The sequence below is a fragment of the Sphingomonas yantingensis genome (assembly GCF_014199325.1).
GTDB lineage: Bacteria > Pseudomonadota > Alphaproteobacteria > Sphingomonadales > Sphingomonadaceae > Sphingomonas > Sphingomonas yantingensis.
Genome location: NZ_JACIJJ010000004.1, coordinates 507,608 through 525,533, shown reverse-complemented (window position 1 = coordinate 525,533; position 17,926 = coordinate 507,608). Strand labels below are relative to the sequence as shown.

Annotated in this window: 16 protein-coding genes; 7 read left to right on the top strand and 9 right to left on the bottom strand. The window is 66.8% G+C overall.

The genetic code is table 11. The annotated features are described in order from the left end of the window. Positions 1-27: 27 nt before the first annotated feature. The 8 genes from FHR19_RS15140 to FHR19_RS15105 form a co-directional block, all read right to left on the bottom strand. On the bottom strand, positions 28-1,335 hold the full coding sequence (locus FHR19_RS15140) for a family 1 glycosylhydrolase (RefSeq protein WP_184030045.1): 1,308 nt from the start codon (positions 1,333-1,335) through the stop codon (positions 28-30). Then, positions 1,332-3,020 (bottom strand): FAD-dependent oxidoreductase, encoded by a 1,689-nt coding sequence (locus FHR19_RS15135; protein ID WP_184030042.1) that lies wholly within the window; start codon positions 3,018-3,020, stop codon positions 1,332-1,334. The genes FHR19_RS15140 and FHR19_RS15135 overlap by 4 nt, the downstream gene beginning before the upstream one ends. Continuing rightward, positions 3,017-3,634: a gluconate 2-dehydrogenase subunit 3 family protein gene (locus FHR19_RS15130; RefSeq protein WP_246359541.1), complete on the bottom strand. Its 618-nt coding sequence runs from the start codon at positions 3,632-3,634 to the stop codon at positions 3,017-3,019. The genes FHR19_RS15135 and FHR19_RS15130 overlap by 4 nt, the downstream gene beginning before the upstream one ends. Positions 3,635-3,703: 69 nt before the next feature. Beyond that, positions 3,704-6,118: a TonB-dependent receptor gene (locus tag FHR19_RS15125; protein ID WP_184030040.1), complete on the bottom strand. Its 2,415-nt coding sequence runs from the start codon at positions 6,116-6,118 to the stop codon at positions 3,704-3,706. 24 nt (positions 6,119-6,142) lie between these two features. Next, positions 6,143-7,330 (bottom strand): MFS transporter, encoded by a 1,188-nt coding sequence (locus tag FHR19_RS15120; RefSeq protein ID WP_184030038.1) that lies wholly within the window; start codon positions 7,328-7,330, stop codon positions 6,143-6,145. A gap of 22 nt (positions 7,331-7,352) precedes the next feature. Continuing rightward, positions 7,353-7,754, bottom strand: coding sequence for a C-glycoside deglycosidase beta subunit domain-containing protein (locus tag FHR19_RS15115; protein WP_184030036.1), 402 nt, complete (start codon positions 7,752-7,754; stop codon positions 7,353-7,355). Next, positions 7,747-8,673, bottom strand: coding sequence for a sugar phosphate isomerase/epimerase family protein (locus FHR19_RS15110; RefSeq protein ID WP_184030034.1), 927 nt, complete (start codon positions 8,671-8,673; stop codon positions 7,747-7,749). Before FHR19_RS15110 ends, FHR19_RS15115 begins: the two co-directional genes overlap by 8 nt. Beyond that, the gene (locus FHR19_RS15105) at positions 8,670-9,899 is read right to left on the bottom strand and encodes an FAD-dependent oxidoreductase (RefSeq protein WP_184030032.1); all 1,230 of its coding nucleotides are present in this window, start codon (positions 9,897-9,899) and stop codon (positions 8,670-8,672) included. The genes FHR19_RS15110 and FHR19_RS15105 overlap by 4 nt, the downstream gene beginning before the upstream one ends. A gap of 125 nt (positions 9,900-10,024) precedes the next feature. Between FHR19_RS15105 and FHR19_RS15100 the strand changes: the two genes are divergently transcribed. The 7 genes from FHR19_RS15100 to FHR19_RS15070 all read left to right on the top strand — a co-directional run bounded on the left by FHR19_RS15100 (position 10,025) and on the right by FHR19_RS15070 (position 14,564). Beyond that, positions 10,025-10,636 (top strand): TetR/AcrR family transcriptional regulator, encoded by a 612-nt coding sequence (locus FHR19_RS15100; protein ID WP_343053289.1) that lies wholly within the window; start codon positions 10,025-10,027, stop codon positions 10,634-10,636. Positions 10,637-10,883: 247 nt separating this feature from the next. After that, positions 10,884-11,243: a hypothetical protein gene (locus tag FHR19_RS15095; protein WP_221228549.1), complete on the top strand. Its 360-nt coding sequence runs from the start codon at positions 10,884-10,886 to the stop codon at positions 11,241-11,243. 51 nt (positions 11,244-11,294) lie between these two features. After that, a complete protein-coding gene (locus FHR19_RS15090) occupies positions 11,295-11,657 on the top strand; it encodes a hypothetical protein (protein WP_184030028.1) in 363 nt (120 codons plus the stop codon). Positions 11,658-11,682: 25 nt separating this feature from the next. Then, complete coding sequence (locus tag FHR19_RS15085) at positions 11,683-12,360, top strand: response regulator transcription factor (protein ID WP_184030026.1); 678 nt, start codon at positions 11,683-11,685, stop codon at positions 12,358-12,360. Then, positions 12,357-13,688: a sensor histidine kinase gene (locus FHR19_RS15080; protein ID WP_184030025.1), complete on the top strand. Its 1,332-nt coding sequence runs from the start codon at positions 12,357-12,359 to the stop codon at positions 13,686-13,688. Before FHR19_RS15085 ends, FHR19_RS15080 begins: the two co-directional genes overlap by 4 nt. A gap of 109 nt (positions 13,689-13,797) precedes the next feature. After that, positions 13,798-13,938: a hypothetical protein gene (locus FHR19_RS15075; protein WP_184030023.1), complete on the top strand. Its 141-nt coding sequence runs from the start codon at positions 13,798-13,800 to the stop codon at positions 13,936-13,938. 191 nt (positions 13,939-14,129) lie between these two features. Further along, positions 14,130-14,564 (top strand): hypothetical protein, encoded by a 435-nt coding sequence (locus FHR19_RS15070; protein ID WP_184030021.1) that lies wholly within the window; start codon positions 14,130-14,132, stop codon positions 14,562-14,564. Between the two features lie 5 nt (positions 14,565-14,569). Here FHR19_RS15070 and FHR19_RS15065 read toward each other — a convergent pair whose 3' ends face one another. Then, positions 14,570-17,926: a hypothetical protein gene (locus FHR19_RS15065; RefSeq protein WP_184030018.1), complete on the bottom strand. Its 3,357-nt coding sequence runs from the start codon at positions 17,924-17,926 to the stop codon at positions 14,570-14,572.

The window sequence follows — 17,926 nt, the reverse complement described above, 5'->3', positions numbered from 1 at the left end:
GCGGCCGGCTGATCGGCCTGCGCGCGTTTATAAGCTGTTGGCCTTCGCTATACGTCCCAGCACTTTCGCACTGAGGTTGGCGGTCCGCCGGAACGTCTGCCGGTCAAAGCTGTGCAGGCCGTATTTCGGCTTGTAGCCGAAGCCCCATTCGAAATTGTCGATCAGCGACCAGTGACAATAGCCCTGCACGGGAACGCCCTCGGCTATCGCCTCCCTCAACGCCCGCAGCGCTGCCGGGATGAAGCGGGCGCGCTGCGTGTCGTCCTCGGTCTGGATACCATGCTCGGTGACGATCACCGGCACCTTCGCTACCGAATGAGCATAGCGGACGGCACCGGCCAGGCTGGCCGGATAGATTTCGCCGCCGCCGGCATTGGTGGGTACACCAGCGGGCACGGGCAGCTTCCCCTCCAGTCCCCATACCGCGCGCTCGTAATTCTGGACGCCGACGAAGTCGTCCTGGCGCGCTGCTTCGAGCCAGGGGAGGTAGAGCAGATCCCGCATCGCGTCGCGCTTTGCCGGTGCCCCCTGGTCGTCGATGATCGCCAACGTGACCCCGACGGGAAGGTCGCCGCGCGCCGCCTTGATCGCTTGACGGCCCAGTGCATGGCCACGCAACAGATTTTCGCGCGCCTTGGCCGGGTTGGGAAGCCAGACCGAGATGCCGCCGATGAACAAAGGCACCCCGAACTTCTTCGCTGCCGCCTCACTCGTACGGCGATCGGCGTCGAGGATGGTCTTGCCGATCGGAGCCGGAAGGACCCGGTCGAGCACACCCGCGAGATTGGGTTCGTTCAGCGTCGCGGCATGACCGATCCCGCCGGCGAGGTGCCGCGCCGCCCGGTCGCAGTATCGCGCGAAGAGCGCCGGCCCGTCGTCGTTCATCCACCCCCCGTGCATCGCGAACCAGCGCGGCGTGGTGAAATGGTTGAACGTCACGATCGGATGGATGCCGCGGGCGCGGCAACCGTCGATCATCGCCTCGTAATGATCGAGCATCGCGACCGAAAAGACGCCCGGCTCGGGCTCGATCCGTGCCCATTCGAGGCTGAAGCGATAGGTGTTGAGACCCATGCCGCGAACGAGGTCGAGATCGACGGGCCACAACTCGAAGCTGTTCGCCGCATCACCCGAGCGTTCAACGAAAGCGGTCCCCTCGACATTTTCCAGCGCCCAGCAATCGCTGTTGACGTTGTTGCCCTCGACCTGATGCGCGGCAGTCGAAGCGCCCCAGAGGAAGCCCTTCGGAAACGCGCCGGCCGGCGCGACCTGGGCAGCGGCCGGAACGGCCGACAGCGCGGCGGCACCCGCAACGAATTGGCGGCGGTCGATCATGCCAAGGCTCCTTCGCGAAACATCGATGTAGCCGTCGCACACGCACGCGCGGTCAGCGCGAGGTAGGTCAGCGAGGGGTTCTGGCAGGCCGAGGAGCTCATTTGCGCGCCATCGGTAACGAACAGGTTGGCGACGTCATGCGCGCGGCTCCACTTGTCGAGCACCGACGTGGCGGGGTCGAGCCCCATACGCGCGCCGCCCATCTCGTGGATCGACGACCCGCCCGGCCCCGGCTGGTCCATGCCCATCACGACCTGGCCGCCGACCGACGACAACATCGCCGCCGCCTCCGTCTTCGCATCGGCCAGCGCGGCACGCTCGTCCGCGCCATGTTCGAAGGCGATGCGAAGCAGTGGGGCGCCGTGTGTATCGCTCTTCACCGGATCGAGTGTCAGTCGGTTCGACGCGCGCGGCAGCGACTCGGCGAAGGTGACGAGCACGACCCTCCATGGGCCCGGATGGCGCAGCTTCCCCTTCAGCGCCGCCCCCATACCCGCCTCGCGCTTGCCGCTGGTCCAAGTGCCTTGAAGCGCCCCGCCCTGATAGGAATAGCCGCGCGTGAACCCTTTCCCATCGAGCGTGTCGAGATTGCGGAAGCGGGGGATGACGACGCCGGTCGGACGATTGCCGAAGCTCGTCCGATCGTCGAAGCCCGGCATGATCGCCAGCGCGGACAGACTGGTCGCGTGGTCCATGATATGGGTGCCGAGCACCCCGCTCGAATTGGCGAGCCCCCGCGGCATCGCTTCCGATTGCGAACGCAACAGGATGTGATTGGTGTTGAACGCACCCGCATTGAGAAAGACGGCGCGCGCGGTCGCGCTGCCCCGCTTGCCGGTCGCGGTGTCCAGGAAGCGCACGCCCGTCGCGCGCCGCGTAACGGGATCGTAATCGACCCCCTCGACCACGCTGTCGGTCTCCAGCGTCAGGCGACCCGTCGCCATCGCCGCGGGCAAGCTGGCGCTCTGCGTCGAATAGTACGCACCGTAGGAACAGCCTCGCGCGCAGATGCTGCGATACTGGCAGGCGCTGCGCCCATCCTTTGCCACCGTCAGGTTCGCGGTCCGCCCGATCGTCAGCCACCGCTCCGGCCAGCGCGCGCCGATCCCCTCGCGCAAATGCTGCTCGACGACGTTTAGCGCCATCGGCGGCTGGAAGCGGCCGTCGGGAAGCTGCGCCAGCCCCTCCGCTGCGCCGGACACCCCGATGAACTCCTCCACCCGATCGTACCACGGGGCGAGATCAGCGTAGCGGATCGGCCAGTCGGTGCCGTGTCCATCGCGCTTGTTCGCGGCGAAGTCATAGTCGGACCAGCGATAGCATTGGCGCCCCCAGGTCAGCGACCGCCCACCCAGATTGTACGACCGGAACCAGGTGAATTCGCTCCCCGGCTCCGTCGAATAGGGATTCTCACTGTCCTTGACGAAATGGTTCTGCGTGAACTCGTTGAAGTGCCGGTTCTGCGCCTGGATCGGATAATCGCGGGCATAGGCGGCCGCGTCGCCGAGCCCACGGAACGGCAGCTCCCAGGGCGCCAGCGTCTCGGTCTTGTACCCCGAGCCGTGCTCGATCTTCGGCCCGCGCTCGATCATCAGCACCTTGAAGCCGGCCTCGGTCAGTTCCTTGGCCGCATAGCCGCCAGTCACGCCCGATCCGACGACGATCACATCGAATTGCGCGCTCATCCGTACGCCACCGCGTTCCAGTCGCTCGACCATGCCCGATCGGCGGGGGCGAGCGGGATGTCCGGGTCGAAGCGGCCGGGCACCAGTTCGTAGCGAAGCTCCTTCGAGCCGCCGATTTCGGACGTGTAATAGCCGGTCATCAACAGGCCCTTGATCCGAGGCCACGGGCCGACTGCCTGATGGTTTGCGAACGCCGCGGAATCGATTCGGTCGAGCGCCGCCTGCCGCCGAGCGATCGGCTGCGCCAGATAGTCGCCGCGCGCGCCGCGATCGAGCTCGTCCTCGAGCCAGGCGAGATGGTCGAGGCTGCCGTCGGCGCGGGCGTACACGGCGTTGTCGCCTTGTATCTCGCTTCCAGCAGCAGGTGCGCGCGTGCCGTCCAGCCCATGGGTGAGCGCGACAATCAGGAACTCATGCGCGCCGACCGCGGCGGCGCCCGGCGTATCGTTTGCTGGGATGAGCAGGTCGGCGACGTCGGCGGCGATCGCACGCTGCCTGTCGCTGGGCGGGGCATCGGGATCGGCGGGGCGCGACTGCCGCATCACCGCTGTGGGGAGCCCGATGACGCCAAGCGCCAGCGCGCCGGCCCCGATCACCTCACGCCTGTCCCACATCACCCGTTCCCACATCATCATCAGTTGGTTGCGGGGCCGGGCGCGAACACCCGACCCCATCCATCTCGGCTAGAGCTGGAGCCCGAGGCGCAGGCCGATCGTGCGCACCGAATCATAGCTCCAACGCTGGACGTAGGAGAGCGCGCCGGCGTTGATGCCGTCGCCCGCCTCGACCTCGATCGACACCGGGCGCAGCTCGTTGAAGCAGTTCTTGCAGAACAGCGAGGCGCTCCACCGGTCGCTGCGGACGCCAAGATTGAAGTCGAACGTATTCCAGGTTGGGATCGTCGCCCCCGGCGCATATTCGCTGAGCAGCGGCGAGCGATGATAGAAATTGCCGCCCACCGTGGCGCTCAGGTCGCCCGTCAGCGGCGCTTCGTAATCCGCCGACAGGACGCCGGTGAACTTCGCCGATTGCGGCACCTGCCGGCCTGACACGTCAAACGTGCCGTTGACGGCGCAGCTCGCCGCTTGCTGCCCCGGATAGCATTGGCGCCCCGGATAGCGGTCGTACTTGGCATCGAGCAGCGTGCCGCCCGCCGACAGCGTCAGCCCCTTGACCGGCCGCGCCTGCATGCTGAAGTCGATGCCCTTGGTGGTCGCCTGCGCCGCGTTCTGCAGCACCACGGTCTGGAGCGCCGCATCGAACGCCTGCACCTGAAGATTGTCGAACCTGGTGTAGAAGGCCGAGAAGCTCAGGTTCACGCGGCGATCGAACAGCGCCTGTTTCAGGCCGACTTCGCCGCCCTTCGATATTTCGGGTGCCACGCCTAGATCTGCGCCCGGCGCGGGGGATGCGTTGGAAAAGCCCGGCCCCTTATAGCCATGACCGTAGAAGCCATAGACCAGCGTGGTCGGTGTCGGCTGCCAGTCGACCCCCAGCTTCCAGCTGAAATTGGTGTTGCTCTCGCTACCCGAGAAGCGGTTGTTTGGCACGCCGAGCGTCACGAAATACGGATTGACGTTCTCGGTCAGGTCGAGCGTCACCTTGTCGCGCGTCACGCGGCCGCCGGCGATGACCTTGAGCGTGTCGGTAACGGCATAGGTGAACTGGCCGAACCCGGCGAAGCTCTCGTTGGTGTTTCGCCCGGCGCTGTCCTGACCCAGGAAGTAGCGGTTGCGGACGTTGCAGGCGGGCGGCGGCCCCGCGACGGGGGTCGCGCCGACGCAGAACGGGAAGCCGCCGATCACGAAACCCGGCAAGCCGTTGCTGCCGCCGCGCTGGTTGGTGAAGTTGTTCTTAGAATAGAAGTAATAGAGGCCGAACTGGCCGGTCAGCCTGTTCTCAGCCGGCAGCGTGACCCGCAGCTCGTTCGAGAACTGGTCATAGCTGCTGGTGTTGGCGTTCCGATCGAGAAAATCGACCGGCGTGAAATCCGAATCGAACGTCGTGCCGAGCGAATAGGTCTTCCAGGCCGCGATGTTGCTGATCTCAACCCCTGAATCGAGGGCATAGGCGACCTTGCCCTGAAGCCCGCCGGTTTCGAGATCGCGGTAGTAATCGGCATTGACGACCGAGGTCAGGTTCCGGTCGCTCGGCAACACCCCGGCACCGGCGAGGATCGCCGGATACTGGCTGCCTGCGCCCAGCGAGCGATAGGTGAAGTCGAACGTGCCCGAAATGCCGGTGAACTTGCCGTAATCGCCGATCAGGTAGATCGACAGATTGTCGGTCGGCTTGGTCAGGAACTTGGCACGGAAGGCGCGCTGCCCGACATCGTTTTCGGCGCGGCCATTGCCCGTGGAGCGAAGCTGCGTGATCGCATCCTGGCTGCTGTAGATCGCGTTGATGCGAAGCGCGCTGTTGTCGCCGACCGGCACGTTCGCCGTGCCGCGCACGAGGATACCGAGCCCGTCCTTGCCGTCTCGCGCGCGGGTGGTGCCCTCAAGGTCGGCGGACAGGCTCGCCTCGCCCAACTTCGGCGCGGTGGTGGTGATGTTGACGACACCGGCCGAGGCGTTCTTGCCGAAGAGCAGGCCCTGCGGCCCGTTCAGCACCTCGACCCGCTCGATGTCGTAGAAGCCGGCGCTCGCGAAATAGCGGCTGCCGAGCGCCACGTCATCGATGACCTGTGTCACGCTCGCCTCGACCGTGTCGGCGAACGTCGCGGTACCGATGCCGCGGATCGAGAACTGGTTGTCCTGCCCCGGCTGAAGGCTCGGCGCGAGTTTCGACACAGCGCGAAGATCGTTGATGCCGTTCTTGGTCAGCGCCTCGGCACTGACGACGGTCACGCTGACCGGCACCTTCATTACGCTCTCGTTGCGGCGCTGGGCGGTGACGATGATGTCACCCGTATCGGTGTCGGCAGCCTGCTGGCTCGCCGCCGGACTGGTCGAGGAGGTTTCGGTCGCGGGCGCTGCCTGAAGCGTCGGGGCGGTGTCCGACTGCGGCACAGCGGTCTGCGCCATCGCCGCCGGCGCCCACGCGCCGGCCGCCGCCAGTGCCGCGCTCGACACCAGCCACTTGCTCGTCTTCTTCATGTCCAACCCCTCCGAGGATATGTTTTATCGAATGGTTTTGCTCATCAGGCGGGTCGACAGCGCCCCCGCGATTGACACCGTACCCAGGATGACGAAGGCACCGCGGATCGAGCCGGATGCGCTTTCCGCCGCGGTCACGATCAGCGGGCTGACGAACTGGCCGAGGAAGAAGCAACCGCTCCAGATCCCCATGCCGCGCCCGCGATGCTCGGGCCGAAGTTGCGCCATGGTCCAGAGCGCGAGCGCCGGGATCAGGATGCCCGCACCTAGCTGTTGGACGAAGGCAAAGCTCGTCATCATCTGCGCGCCGTCGCTGAGGCCGATCCCGACCAGGCCGATTCCGAGCAGGCCGAGAAAGACGAGCAACTGATTGCCCGAGGCGAGCCGGCTCGAAATCCACTGGAACAGGACTGCGCCGATCACCACGCCGATGCTGGCGATCGAAATGAGCATGCCGATGCGCCCGGCATCGACGACGCCGACCTCGGTAAAGGCGCGGCCGACCTGGACGATGTAGACGTAGTAGAGCGCGGCGGCGAACAGCGTGAAGCCGCAGCAGACCGCGAGGCGACCCCACGGAAACGCACCCGCCGGCGCTGCCTCAGCCGCGACCTCGCTCGCCACGTCAGGCTCGTAGAGGAAGAACAGCATGAGCAGCGAGATCGGGAAGGCGACCGCATAAATCGCGAACGGCAGCTGCCACGACTGCGCGGCCATGAACCCGGCGAGGACGACGGTGCCGGTGCCGAAGATCGGGCCGATCACCCCCTGGAAGGTCAGCCACCCGCGTCGCTGGTCGTGCGTGAAATAGTCGGCGATCAGCGTGTTCGTGACGGTCAGGATCGCTGCCTCGCAGATGCCGAGCAAGAGGCGCGAGCCGATCAGCGCCTCGATCGAACCGACAAAGAACGGCACGAGGCCGAACACGCCGTAGACCGTTGTCGCGACAAGGAGCAGCTTGCGCCTGCCATATCGATCGGCGAGCCAGCCCATCAGCGGCGAGAACAGCGCGATCATCAGCCCCGGCGCGGTGACCGCGAGCGGCACCAAGGTCGCCGCGCCGGGCACGTCGGCAAATGCGGCGATGATGTTCGGGACCGCCGGCGCCAGCCCGACGATCGCCAGGATCGGCAGAAAGGCGGCGAACATCACCGTCACCCCCTGCGGGATGCCGGCGACGCGACGGGCGCCATGCGACGGCCTCGCAATCATGCGTGGAGCGCTGCTCACCATGTCAAAGGATGATCGTCGCGTGGCGCGCGTCGCGCACCGGGATCGGCCGGAACTGTGGCGGGAAATACGGATGGCGATACCAGACGATCGTCTCGACATGATGGACCCCCGGCGTCAGGCCGCCGGCCCGTGGAACGATCACGTCGATCCACGTCCCGACCGGCCAGCGCACATCGAGCGACCCTTCCAGTTCGCCATGTGCATATTCGCGCCCGGCGATGCGATAGCGGTTGCCCGCGGCCGGATAGGCATCGCCATCGACGGTGACATCGATCCCCTCGATCAGCGAAACACGGGTGCCCCGGTAATTGGGCTGGCGCAGCCGGACGCGAAAGCCGGTGACGGCGCCGTCTTCCGACACATTGTCGAAGCCGCTGCTCTGGATATGGCTGCGCTCAAGCATGGGTCTGCTCCCCTCCGGCGGCATGGGCGGCGTCGTATTCGCGCTCGAGCTTGCGGATCAGGGCGTGTTGGCGGCGGACCTGCTCGACCGCGACCCACGGGTCACGCGCGCCCTCATACTCGCTCGATAGATAGCCCGAGTAGCCGAGCGACTTGAGCATGGGCACGATGCGTTCCCACGGAATGTTGTGGTCGTGCAGCGTCTCGTCGATGTGGTGGAACTTGGCCTGGATGAAGGGGACGTAGTCGATCACCTCGGCGAGCTGCTCGACCGGCACCTTGATGCCGTTGAGGAAGCTCATCGCCCCCTCGCGCATCTCTGGCGTCTCGTGTTGCCAGAAGGGAAGTGGTCGATCCTGGAAGATGCCGGTATCGATCAGCAGGCCGAAATGCTTCGTGCCGGTGCGCTGGATGAAGTCGACATAGGCCTCGACCACCGGATGCCGGATCGGCGTCGGCGCGTGGATTTCGGGAATGATGACGATGTCGTGCTTGGCCGCTAAATCAAGCGAGCGTTCGACCGCCCCATCCCAGACCGGATGCGGGGTGAGTTCGTCGTCAACCACGCCGAACTTGGGCCGCACGAACCGGAAACCGAGCCGCTTGGCGAGATCGAGATCCTGGCGAAGCTGCGCCGCGGCTTCCCCCGCGGTCAGCTCGCGCGATCGCGACGCCTCGGTGTCGATCCAGCAGGCGAAGTTGGTGGGCTCGAGCTTGTGCGTGTCGAGGAGGCGGTACCAGCGGTCGAGCCAGGCGGTCGAAACCTCGGGATAGTCGGGCAGGCTCGCCTCGCCGAGCAGCTCGATCCCCGTCGCATGCGCATCGGCGATATGGCCGAACGCATCCTCCAGCGTCATCACGGTGCCGAGGTCGTCGGTGTAGCTGTAAAGCGACACGCCGTATTTGAACGCGCCGCTCATTCGGCCGCCTCCTTCTTGCGTTTGTGGATGGGGACGTAGGGCTCGGCATCCTCGATCTCGGCGAGCTGCGAGAGGATGTGGACCGGCATGTCGTCGCCCACCATCTTCTGCAGGAACGGCGTATGGTCGAAGACCCAGTCGCGCAGTGGCCGCAGCGGCGCGGGCAGATGGTGGAAGATGCGCCCGGTGAAATAGGCGCCCTGCGTGATCTTGAACGTATGCGGCTTTCGCCGATCCTCGAACCGCTGGAGCGCACCCGCCACCGCGTCCGCATCGCGTACGTCGACGGCATCCAGTTCGCGCGCGAGGAAATAGCCGTCCTCGATCGACATGCCCGCGCCGTAGGCAGCGTAAGGCGAAGTGGGATGCGCAGCGTCGCCGACCAGCGTCACGCGACCTTTTGACCATTGCTTCAGCGGCGGCCGATCGCGGATTTCCCACCGCTGCATGTGCGCGGGCGGGGTTGCGGCGATCAGGTCCTGAACACGCTGCGGAAAGCCCTGCGCGCGAACGCGGCAGAACTCGACCAGATCGACCGGCAGCGGATCCTCAGGCTTGAACGCCTCGAGCACCCACCACTCATATCCCCATTTCCCCTCGTGCCGGATCGGGGTGTAGCTGACCTGCGTCGTGCGGTCGTGCGACAGGACGCCGACGCCTTCGGGCTCCTCGTCTAGGAACAGATAGCCGCCAACGAGGTGAAGGAACTGGCGGCGGATCGGCTCCTCGCCCCAAAGCTGGCGGCGCACGAACGAGTTGATGCCGTCGGCACCGATCACGACATCGGCTTCTTCGACCGCGCCGTCGCTGAACGTCAGCCGGACGCCATCGCCACGGTCGTCGATCCTCGCCACATCGCGGCCAAGCCGGAGCACGCCCGGCGGCAACGCATCGAGCATCCGGTCGTAGAGGCCCATGCGCAGCAGCCCGATAAAGCCGCCGCCATACTCGGCCTCGACTTCCGGAGGCAGCTTCACGTCGGCGCGCAGCCGGCCCTTCGCGCTCTGAAAATAAGTGTGGCATGGCGCGCCGAGATCGTCGGTGTCGACGCCGATCAGCTTCAGGACCTTCTGCGGCGGCGGCCAGAGATTGAGGATATTGCCGGCGGCCCGAACCTCGGTCGCGCGCTCGAACAATTGAACGTCGAAGCCCACCCGGATCGCCGCCAGCGCCGCTGCCATGCCGCCTGGCCCCGCGCCGATGATCGCAATCCGACCCTTGTCCATCCGTATCCTCGCCCATGCATGCGCATTAATGTAAGCTGCGCTTACATTGTCTGTAAGCGGCGCTTACATCGTTGGCAATCCCGTTTCTGGCGGCTAGGCGATAAATGTCGAAACGGAGGGGCTGGGTGGCGATCAAGGCCGAGAAACCTTATCACCGGGAGGATCTGCGCGGCGATCTGGTGCGAGCCGGACGGGAATACGTCGCCGCCAACGGGTATCACTCGCTATCGGTGCGCACGTTGGCGCAGTCGGTCGGCGTTTCGCCGGGGGCGCCCTACCGCCATTTCTCCGATCGGCGCGCGCTACTGCTGGCGATCGCGATCGACGGCTACACGGATCTGTTTTCGGCGGCGCGAGCGATCAACGCGTCGGCCCATGATCCGGAAGAGGCACTGATCGGTGCAGGCCTTGGCTATCTTGAGTTCGTCACGGCGAACCCGCGCCTCGCCGAGCTGATGTATGAGAGCGAGCTGACCAGCCCCTCCATCGACCCCGCACTGCTAGAGTACCAGCATATCGGGCAGGCTGCCCTGACCGAGCCGCTCCGCGCGGCAGTGCCAGATTGCGACGAAGCGGAGTTGGCTATCCGCGTCCTGGCTCTATGGTCGTCGATCTATGGCTTTGCGACGCTGCGCAAACGCCAGATGGTATCCGAGTTCGTCCCACATGGGCTCGCGAGCGACGAAGTCGCACGGCGGACGATCACACTAGCGGTGCATGCGGCGATCCGTGGTTAGTGACGCTCTAGGATCGCGTTGGTTCATGTTTGTTGGATGTTAGCGAGACCGACTTCCGGTCGTTCTCCTCATCCACCGCCTTTTCCAAAAACTGCCGCTCATTCATCAAAGCCGCAGTCGCTACCCCGGAGATCCATTCGAGGTCTGGCCCGATCGCATCCGTCACCGTGAGCGCCACCATGTTCGTGCAATCTTCGCCTGCTCTTTGTCGGTTGCGTGACAAGTCGCCAGAGCGCGGCCGTCATCGATGCAGACCGATTACACGGAGCCGTTCATGCGTACCCACTCAACACCATTCAAAGCGGCGCCGATCGCCGCAGCATTCATTGCCGCCAGCTTGTCCGCATGCATGTCGAGCGCGGCCCAGCGTCCGAGCAACGTTCGAGAGGACAGTCGCACTTGCGAGCGGTTCGGCTCGCCTTACGGCTCGCGCGCCTACAGCGACTGCATGCTCGAGCAGCAGCGCCGACGCGACGACAAGGATCTTCGAACGCTCGAGAAGATGCGCATGACGTCCGAGATCGCCCGCGAAGGTCAGATCATGGCCGACCGCGCGCGCCGGGACCGCTGCCGCTGCAATCCCGATCGCAAGGAGTGCCGACGGTAAAGCCCGGTGCGAATTGCGAGAAGCCCGCGGATTGGCGGGCGAACGCGGCCGATGCTTCTGCCAAGACGGGTGCGGCTCCCCGCCCTTCCTGGCGGGACGAATGCCGCGGCCGGGCCGACATCCTTCGGCCTTGCCGAGTGCGATGCGATCGTGGCGGGGGTCCGAGCGGCCGAGATTGTGCTGCGCCGGGCGGAATGCTCCGGTTTTCTGTACGTGTTCGCCCGATCAGCAATACGAGCGCACTGCCAGCCAAGGCTCGCTGCGCTCTGCGCTTACGCAGAATTGCGCCGGGTGTTGCTTCGGCAGGATTGGCGTTTGCCCGCCACATCGCTGATCACCGCCGGCTATTCGGCCGCAGAAGTCAGGCACATCAACGCGCTGATCGATGCGCTCGCCGCCGGAAGCGATACGTAAGGGCGCCGCCATCGGAGAATGCACATTGCGTATCCTGATTATCGAGGACGAAGTCGAGCTTGCCCAAGCGCTTCGCTCGGTACTCGAGCGCGAGCGCTTCGTGGTCGATCAGGTCGACAGCCTTGCCATGGCGATCGAGGCTGCAAGGTCGGGCTCGTTCGATCTCGTCCTGCTCGACCGTCGGCTGCCCGATGGCGAGGGCTTGTCGATTGTCGGCGCGCTTCGCGAATACAATCCCGGCGTGGCGATCATCGTCCTCAGCGCGCATGGGGAGGTCGAGGACCGAGTGACCGGGCTCGACGGCGGCGCCGACGATTATCTGGTCAAGCCATTCGCCGCCGACGAATTGCTCGCCCGCATCCGCGCGATCCGGCGGCGGCCCTCGGATCTGGTGCGGGAAGAAATCGCGGTGGGCGCGCTCGTCTTCGATCTCGCCGCCGATGTCGCACGCGTCGGCGACCGGCCGCTCGAGCTGTCGCGACGCGAGATTCGCGTCCTCGCCGCGCTCGTCCGGCGGCGGGGCCGAACCGTCATGCGCGAAATGCTGGAGCAGGCAGTCTTCGGCTTCGACGACGAGATCCAGTCGAACACGCTCGATTCTCACGTTTCGCGCTTGCGCCGAAAGTTGCTCGATGCCGATGCGGGGATCGGCATCCATGCCGTCCGCGGCGTCGGTTATCTTATCAAGGCGACCGACCGATGAAACGGCCGAAGTCGCTGAAGCGGCCGCTCATCATTCAGCCGCTCATCGTCCAGCTCGTCACGCTTCTGGTGATGAGCGTGGCGTTGATCGCTATTGCGCTCCGCGCCGACGTTGGCGGACTTTACACCGACGAGACGATCACGCCGGTCATCGCCGGCGCGGTGATCCGCGGCGGCAACGGCGGGCTGTCGATCCAGCCTACAGCAGAACTCACCGCGCTACAGCGCGAAACCCCCGACCTGTGGTTCGTGGCGGAAGACCAGGCGGGATACCGCGTCACCTATGGCCGCATCCCGTCGGAATACGCCTCGCTCGTCGGCGTGCTTCGTTCGGTGGGCTATGCGCATCTGCGCGATCAAAGGCCGCCTTATCGCCTGTCCGCCGTCATCCGTCAGGAAATGTCGCCCGCCGGTCCTGTCACGATCCTCGGCCACGGGAAGCTGACTGGCCTCACCTTCACCGTCCTCATGGCATCGAACGTCCTCGTGATCCCGATCATCGCGATCTTCGCCGCGATTGCCGCGCTGCTGATCCCGTGGATCGTCCGCCGGTCGCTCGCCGGGGTCAATCGGATCGCAGCCGAAGCCGGGCAAATCGATCCGGACGTGCGGGGATGGCGGCTCAGGGACGAGGAGGTGCCAAGCGAGATCGCGCCGCTCGTTCAAGCTGTCAACGATGCCCTCGCGCGGCTCGACGAGGCCTATGATCGCCAGCGCCGCTTCATTGCATCGGCCGCGCACGAAATTCGCACGCCGATCGCGATCATTCGGACGAAGATCGACGCCTCGGGGGAGGTCGCCCTGCGCCGGCTGAGCGGCGATGTGGACCGGCTCGCCAATCTGGCTGAACAACTGCTCGACCTCGAACGCATCGATACGCGGCCGCGCATGCAGACCGTCGACTTGGCCCCGTTGGCGCGGCGCGTAATTGGCGAACTTGCCCCGCTGGCGATCGCAAGCGATCGGACGATCGAGATCGAGAGCGATCATCCTAGCACGATCCAGTCCGATCCAGGTGCCATCGAGCGTGTGCTCGTGAGCCTGATCCACAACGCGATCGACCATGGCGGGCCACGCATCATCGTGCGAGTGGCCGGCACCACCCTCGCGGTCGAGGACGATGGCGATGGTATCCCCGCCGAGGCACGAACAAAGGTTCTTGAACCCTTTTATCGTCTGAAGCCGCGCTCGACCGGCGCGGGCCTGGGCCTCAATCTCGTCAAGCAGATCGTTGAGCGGCTGCGCGGCCGACTGTCGATCACGGCGGCGGTCCCCACCGGCACCATCGTCGAAGTCTGGCTGCCAGCGGAGTACGCCGTTCATCGTTGATAAGCCGCGACGGGGTGCGGGCGATTGCCGGAGCGCAGGTTCGTGCAATCTTCGTCTGCTTTAGTGCCGAAACAGAACGCCCCCCTGGCCGATCCATGGAGCAGCCATCATGCGGTTCGAATATCTCGTCGTCAAAGAAAGCATCGACGAAACTGGTCTGAACGCACTCGGTGCCGAGGGTTGGGAACTCGTCGCCGTCACCTCGCCTGCGCATTTCGTCATCCATCATTTTTTCAAACGACCCGCATGAGACTGGCAGCGTAGTGGGCGGCCCCGCTTCGCCTCATCTCGAAGCAAACGCTCTCTTCCAGACGGGCCTGCGGGACTAGCGCTTTCGCCTCGAAACCGGCGAATGTGATCAATGGAAAGTCGACGATGACCGTATCGACGCACATTTCGTGAGACGAGGAGACCCACAATCAGTCATTCGGCGGCCCCTGAATGCGCTCCCAAACCGGTCATTCGTTCATCGCGCTGAAGCGCGGCGATCGGCACCGTTTAGACATCCGGATGTCTACTATGGGCAGATGGGCAGGAAAGAGGCCCACCCGCTTACGAGCGCTCGACAGCGCTAAACTGCCATTCGGTCAGCCGACTGCTCGGGTTCTGCTAAGGTCAGGACTCGTTGATCACAGCCGGCAGCGATGTGCCCGGCATGACCGGGTTCGTCGAATATGGCGGCGCGCGCATGGCTCACGATCCGAGACGTCGAAGCTGAACGGCTTTAACCAGGCGCACGACGCGTACATCCTTTATGCCACCGACGGCGCCATGGCGGCATCGGCGTCATGCGTGAACCCCTCGCTCACCTTCATGGCGATAGCCGCGCGCCCCGTCGGCCATGCCGTCGGGCAGATGAAGGCCGGCGCGATCTGACCCGATCAGGCTGAGATCACGGTCAGGGGCGGCGTCTGGCGGCCGAGCGGGTCGAAAAGGCGCACTTCGAAGCGGGTGCCCGCGACGGTCAGCCCGCCCGGGACCGGATCGGCGATCGACAGCGGCAGGGTCGCGACGGCACCCTGCGCCGCCAGCGCCGCTGTCTCCCCGGGCGCGGCGCGCAGCACCTCATAGCGCCAAGGCCCCAGCCCAGTCGGCACGAGGCCGAGCGGATGCGAGACACCGATCGTCAGATCCAGTGTCCCACCGGGCACCGTCGTTCCCCCGAACCCGTCGAAGACGGGCACCGTCGGCGCGTTCGGCGGCGTGACGACGAGCGCCGCGGGATCGGACTCGCGGCTCCACATGCCGGGTACGTCGGAACCCGATTCGGGTGCCCCCTGCACCTGCGCCAGCCACTGATAGCGGAAGAAGGCGGCCAGCCTTGCCGTGGTCGCGATCGCCGCCGATCCGACGTCGCGGAACACTGCCTGCTGACGCCCGGTCACGGGCTCGGGTGCCGACAGCGGCAGGTCGGCAACGACCGGCGCATGCATCGAATCGGCCTGCGTCCCGCGGGTCCGAAAGATGCGCGCGGTCTGGCCGCGGGTCATGCCCGCCTCCAGCGTGACGGTGACTTCGGCCACCAGATCGGGTTCGCCGGCCGCGGGGGGCACGAGGCGGACCGACACCGAGGGCCGCGGCGGCGGGTCGGAGTTGGGCACGCCGAAGAAGACGAGGTCGAGCGCGGACAGATCGGGCCGCGCGCCGCTGGCGGGCGCTTCGGCTGCGATCTTGTAGGCGTTAAGAATGCGCGTCGCGCCGGACACCGCGTGGCGCAGGCGCCGCTCGGTCGTGGTCGGGGCGATGACTGCCCCGGGCAGCCGCTCGAACAGATGGTCGGGGAAATCGTCCTGGATCGCGCGCATCATCCCGGCGCGCGCGGCTCGGTCGACCGTCGCGGTGATGGCGTCTGCCTCCGGCCCCCGGCCGACCGAACGGAGCCAGGCGGTCAGCCGGTTTTCATCAGAATAATAGGCGGCGTAGATCGCCGGGTCGCCGGCCGTCACCGCCCATTTATACTCGATCCATGCGAGCCCGGTCGGGTCGGGGCGAGAGGAATAGAGGAGCGTGTCGGGGATGGCGATCTGCGCGGGCGGGCGCGGGTCGGTCATCGTCAGGCGGAGCGGCTCGGACGGCTCTGAAACCTGTCCGGCGACATCCACCCAGCGGGCGGTGATGACCATCCGGCGCTGGGCGGTGGCGGCGAGCACCGGCCCGGTCGCGATCACCGGCACCGCGCGCTGCGGCGGCTCGCCCGGCGGCGGCGAATCCTCGGTCACGGTCGCGGTCGTGACGGCGCCGTCGATGTCGGGCATCGCGACCTCCGGCCCGCCGGGTACCAGCGCATCCGAATGGCGGAAGCTGAGCCGTGCGTGGGAGAGAAGAAAGGAGCCCGGGGCCAGCGCTGCCGGTTCGGGCAGCGGCACGCGCAGGTCGAACGTGCCGCCAACCAGCGCCGCCGCCGAGGGTGGCGTGGGCTGACGATACGTCCCCTGCACCACCGGGCGCGGCGGCTTCGGGCGCGGACCGGGCGCCGCATCGCGCATCGCGAACCGCGACCATCGACCGAAGCGGTCTTGCTGGGCGAAGCGATAGCGCGCGGCATCGGGCCCTACGCCGCGATCGCCGACGCTCCCCTGCCGCCCGTCCGCCGACCCCAGCGGGAGCCCGTCGGCCGTGCTCGACACCCCGAGTGTGAGGAGCGCGTGCCACGGCTGGCTCCCGACCGCGCGGTTCAGGCCGCTCACCGCGCCGCCCGGTACCGGCTGCTCGCGCTCGCCCGCCAGCGTCGCGCCGACCAGCAGGCCGCGCATCGGACAGTCGACTTCGCGCACCGCAGCGGGAGGTATCGCGGGCAGCCAGGCGACGTGCTCCGGCGTGAGCAGGTCGGGCGGGGCCGGCGACGCGGGCGGCGCGCGCCGATCGACCGCCGCGACCGCGCCCATCACCATATAGTCGCCCGCCACCGCGAGCTGGCCGACCAGCGCCTCGCCCGTCGTATCGAGGATGCCGCCCGACAGCTTGATCCACGTCTTGAACAACGCCGGTGCATCGAGCTGTCTGTCGCCGGCGGGGATCTGCCCCAGCGGCAGCCCGCCCAGCTGATCGGCGGTCGCGCCGTTGCCGAGCGGATGGCGGAAGAAGCCGAGCACGCGATAGAAGGCGATGCCCGCCCCCGGCACGCGCTCGTCGAGGCCCTTGTAGCCCAGCCACGCGGCGACGCCGGGATCGAGCGTCGATTGCAGCACGCGCCCCAGATGGCTGATCGCGATCGTGCTTTCCTGCCCCGGCCCGTTGGCCAGCGGCTGCCCGGCCTCGTCGGTGACGACGATCGTCTCGCTGGCGGTCAGCGGCGCATCGGGCCCGTCGATCAGCGCATCGAGGTCGCCGTCCAGCGGCCCAGCGAGCGTATGCACCCGGTCGCTCTCTTCGTTGTCGGTAAAGGGCGGTGCGCCCACAGGGTCGAGCCCGCCCTGCGTTTCGTGGAGCGGCCGCCGCTTCGACGCCTGCCGCCGCACGTTCTTCTCCGCGTGCGTCACCGGGTCCTTGAGCGAGAGATAACGCGCGCCTGCCTTCCGCGGCAGGTTGAGCACGTCGATCGAGCGCCAGTCGAGGCGCTCCAGATCGGCCGCGGCGAGCCAGACGAGATCGGCGATGATGCCCTGTCCGGTGATCCGCACTTCCGCGATCGCCGGGGCGGCGACCGTGTAGGGCGCGGCCCGCCGCTCGCCCAGCAGCGCGGGGCCGTTGGCGATCGAAGCGCCCATCGCGCGCATGAGCAACGACGCGCTGCGCTTGTCGCCCGGCGCCGGCTGCGTCGTCGAGCTGACGAGCGCGCGCAGGCGGTCGCCGTCGATCCGGTCGAAGGCGTCCGCCGGCAGCACGGGCGTGCGCACTGCGATGCCACCGCGAATGACCGGTCCGCGGATCACCGGGCCACGGATGACCGGCCCGGGCGCTGACGGCGCATCCAGCGGCCGCGTCAGCATGGAGACGAGGATGCACTGTGTCGCAGCCCCCTGCACGATCGTCGCGCGGATCTCGTCCCCCTTGCGCACCGTGATCGGCAGCTGGAGCACCGCGCCGTCCCGGTCACGGAACACGACGTCGCGGCGCAGCGCGAAAGCATCCGGCAACCGCTCGAACACCGCGCGCTGGACGATGAACGGCGCCACAGGCAATCCCAGCAACGGATGGTGCGCCACGCGCAGGTGGTTGCCCTCCCGCGCATGCGGTTCGTCGGCAAGCGCCGGCAGCGCGGCAAGGTTAAGCAGCGTGGGCGAGGCGATCGCGGGCAT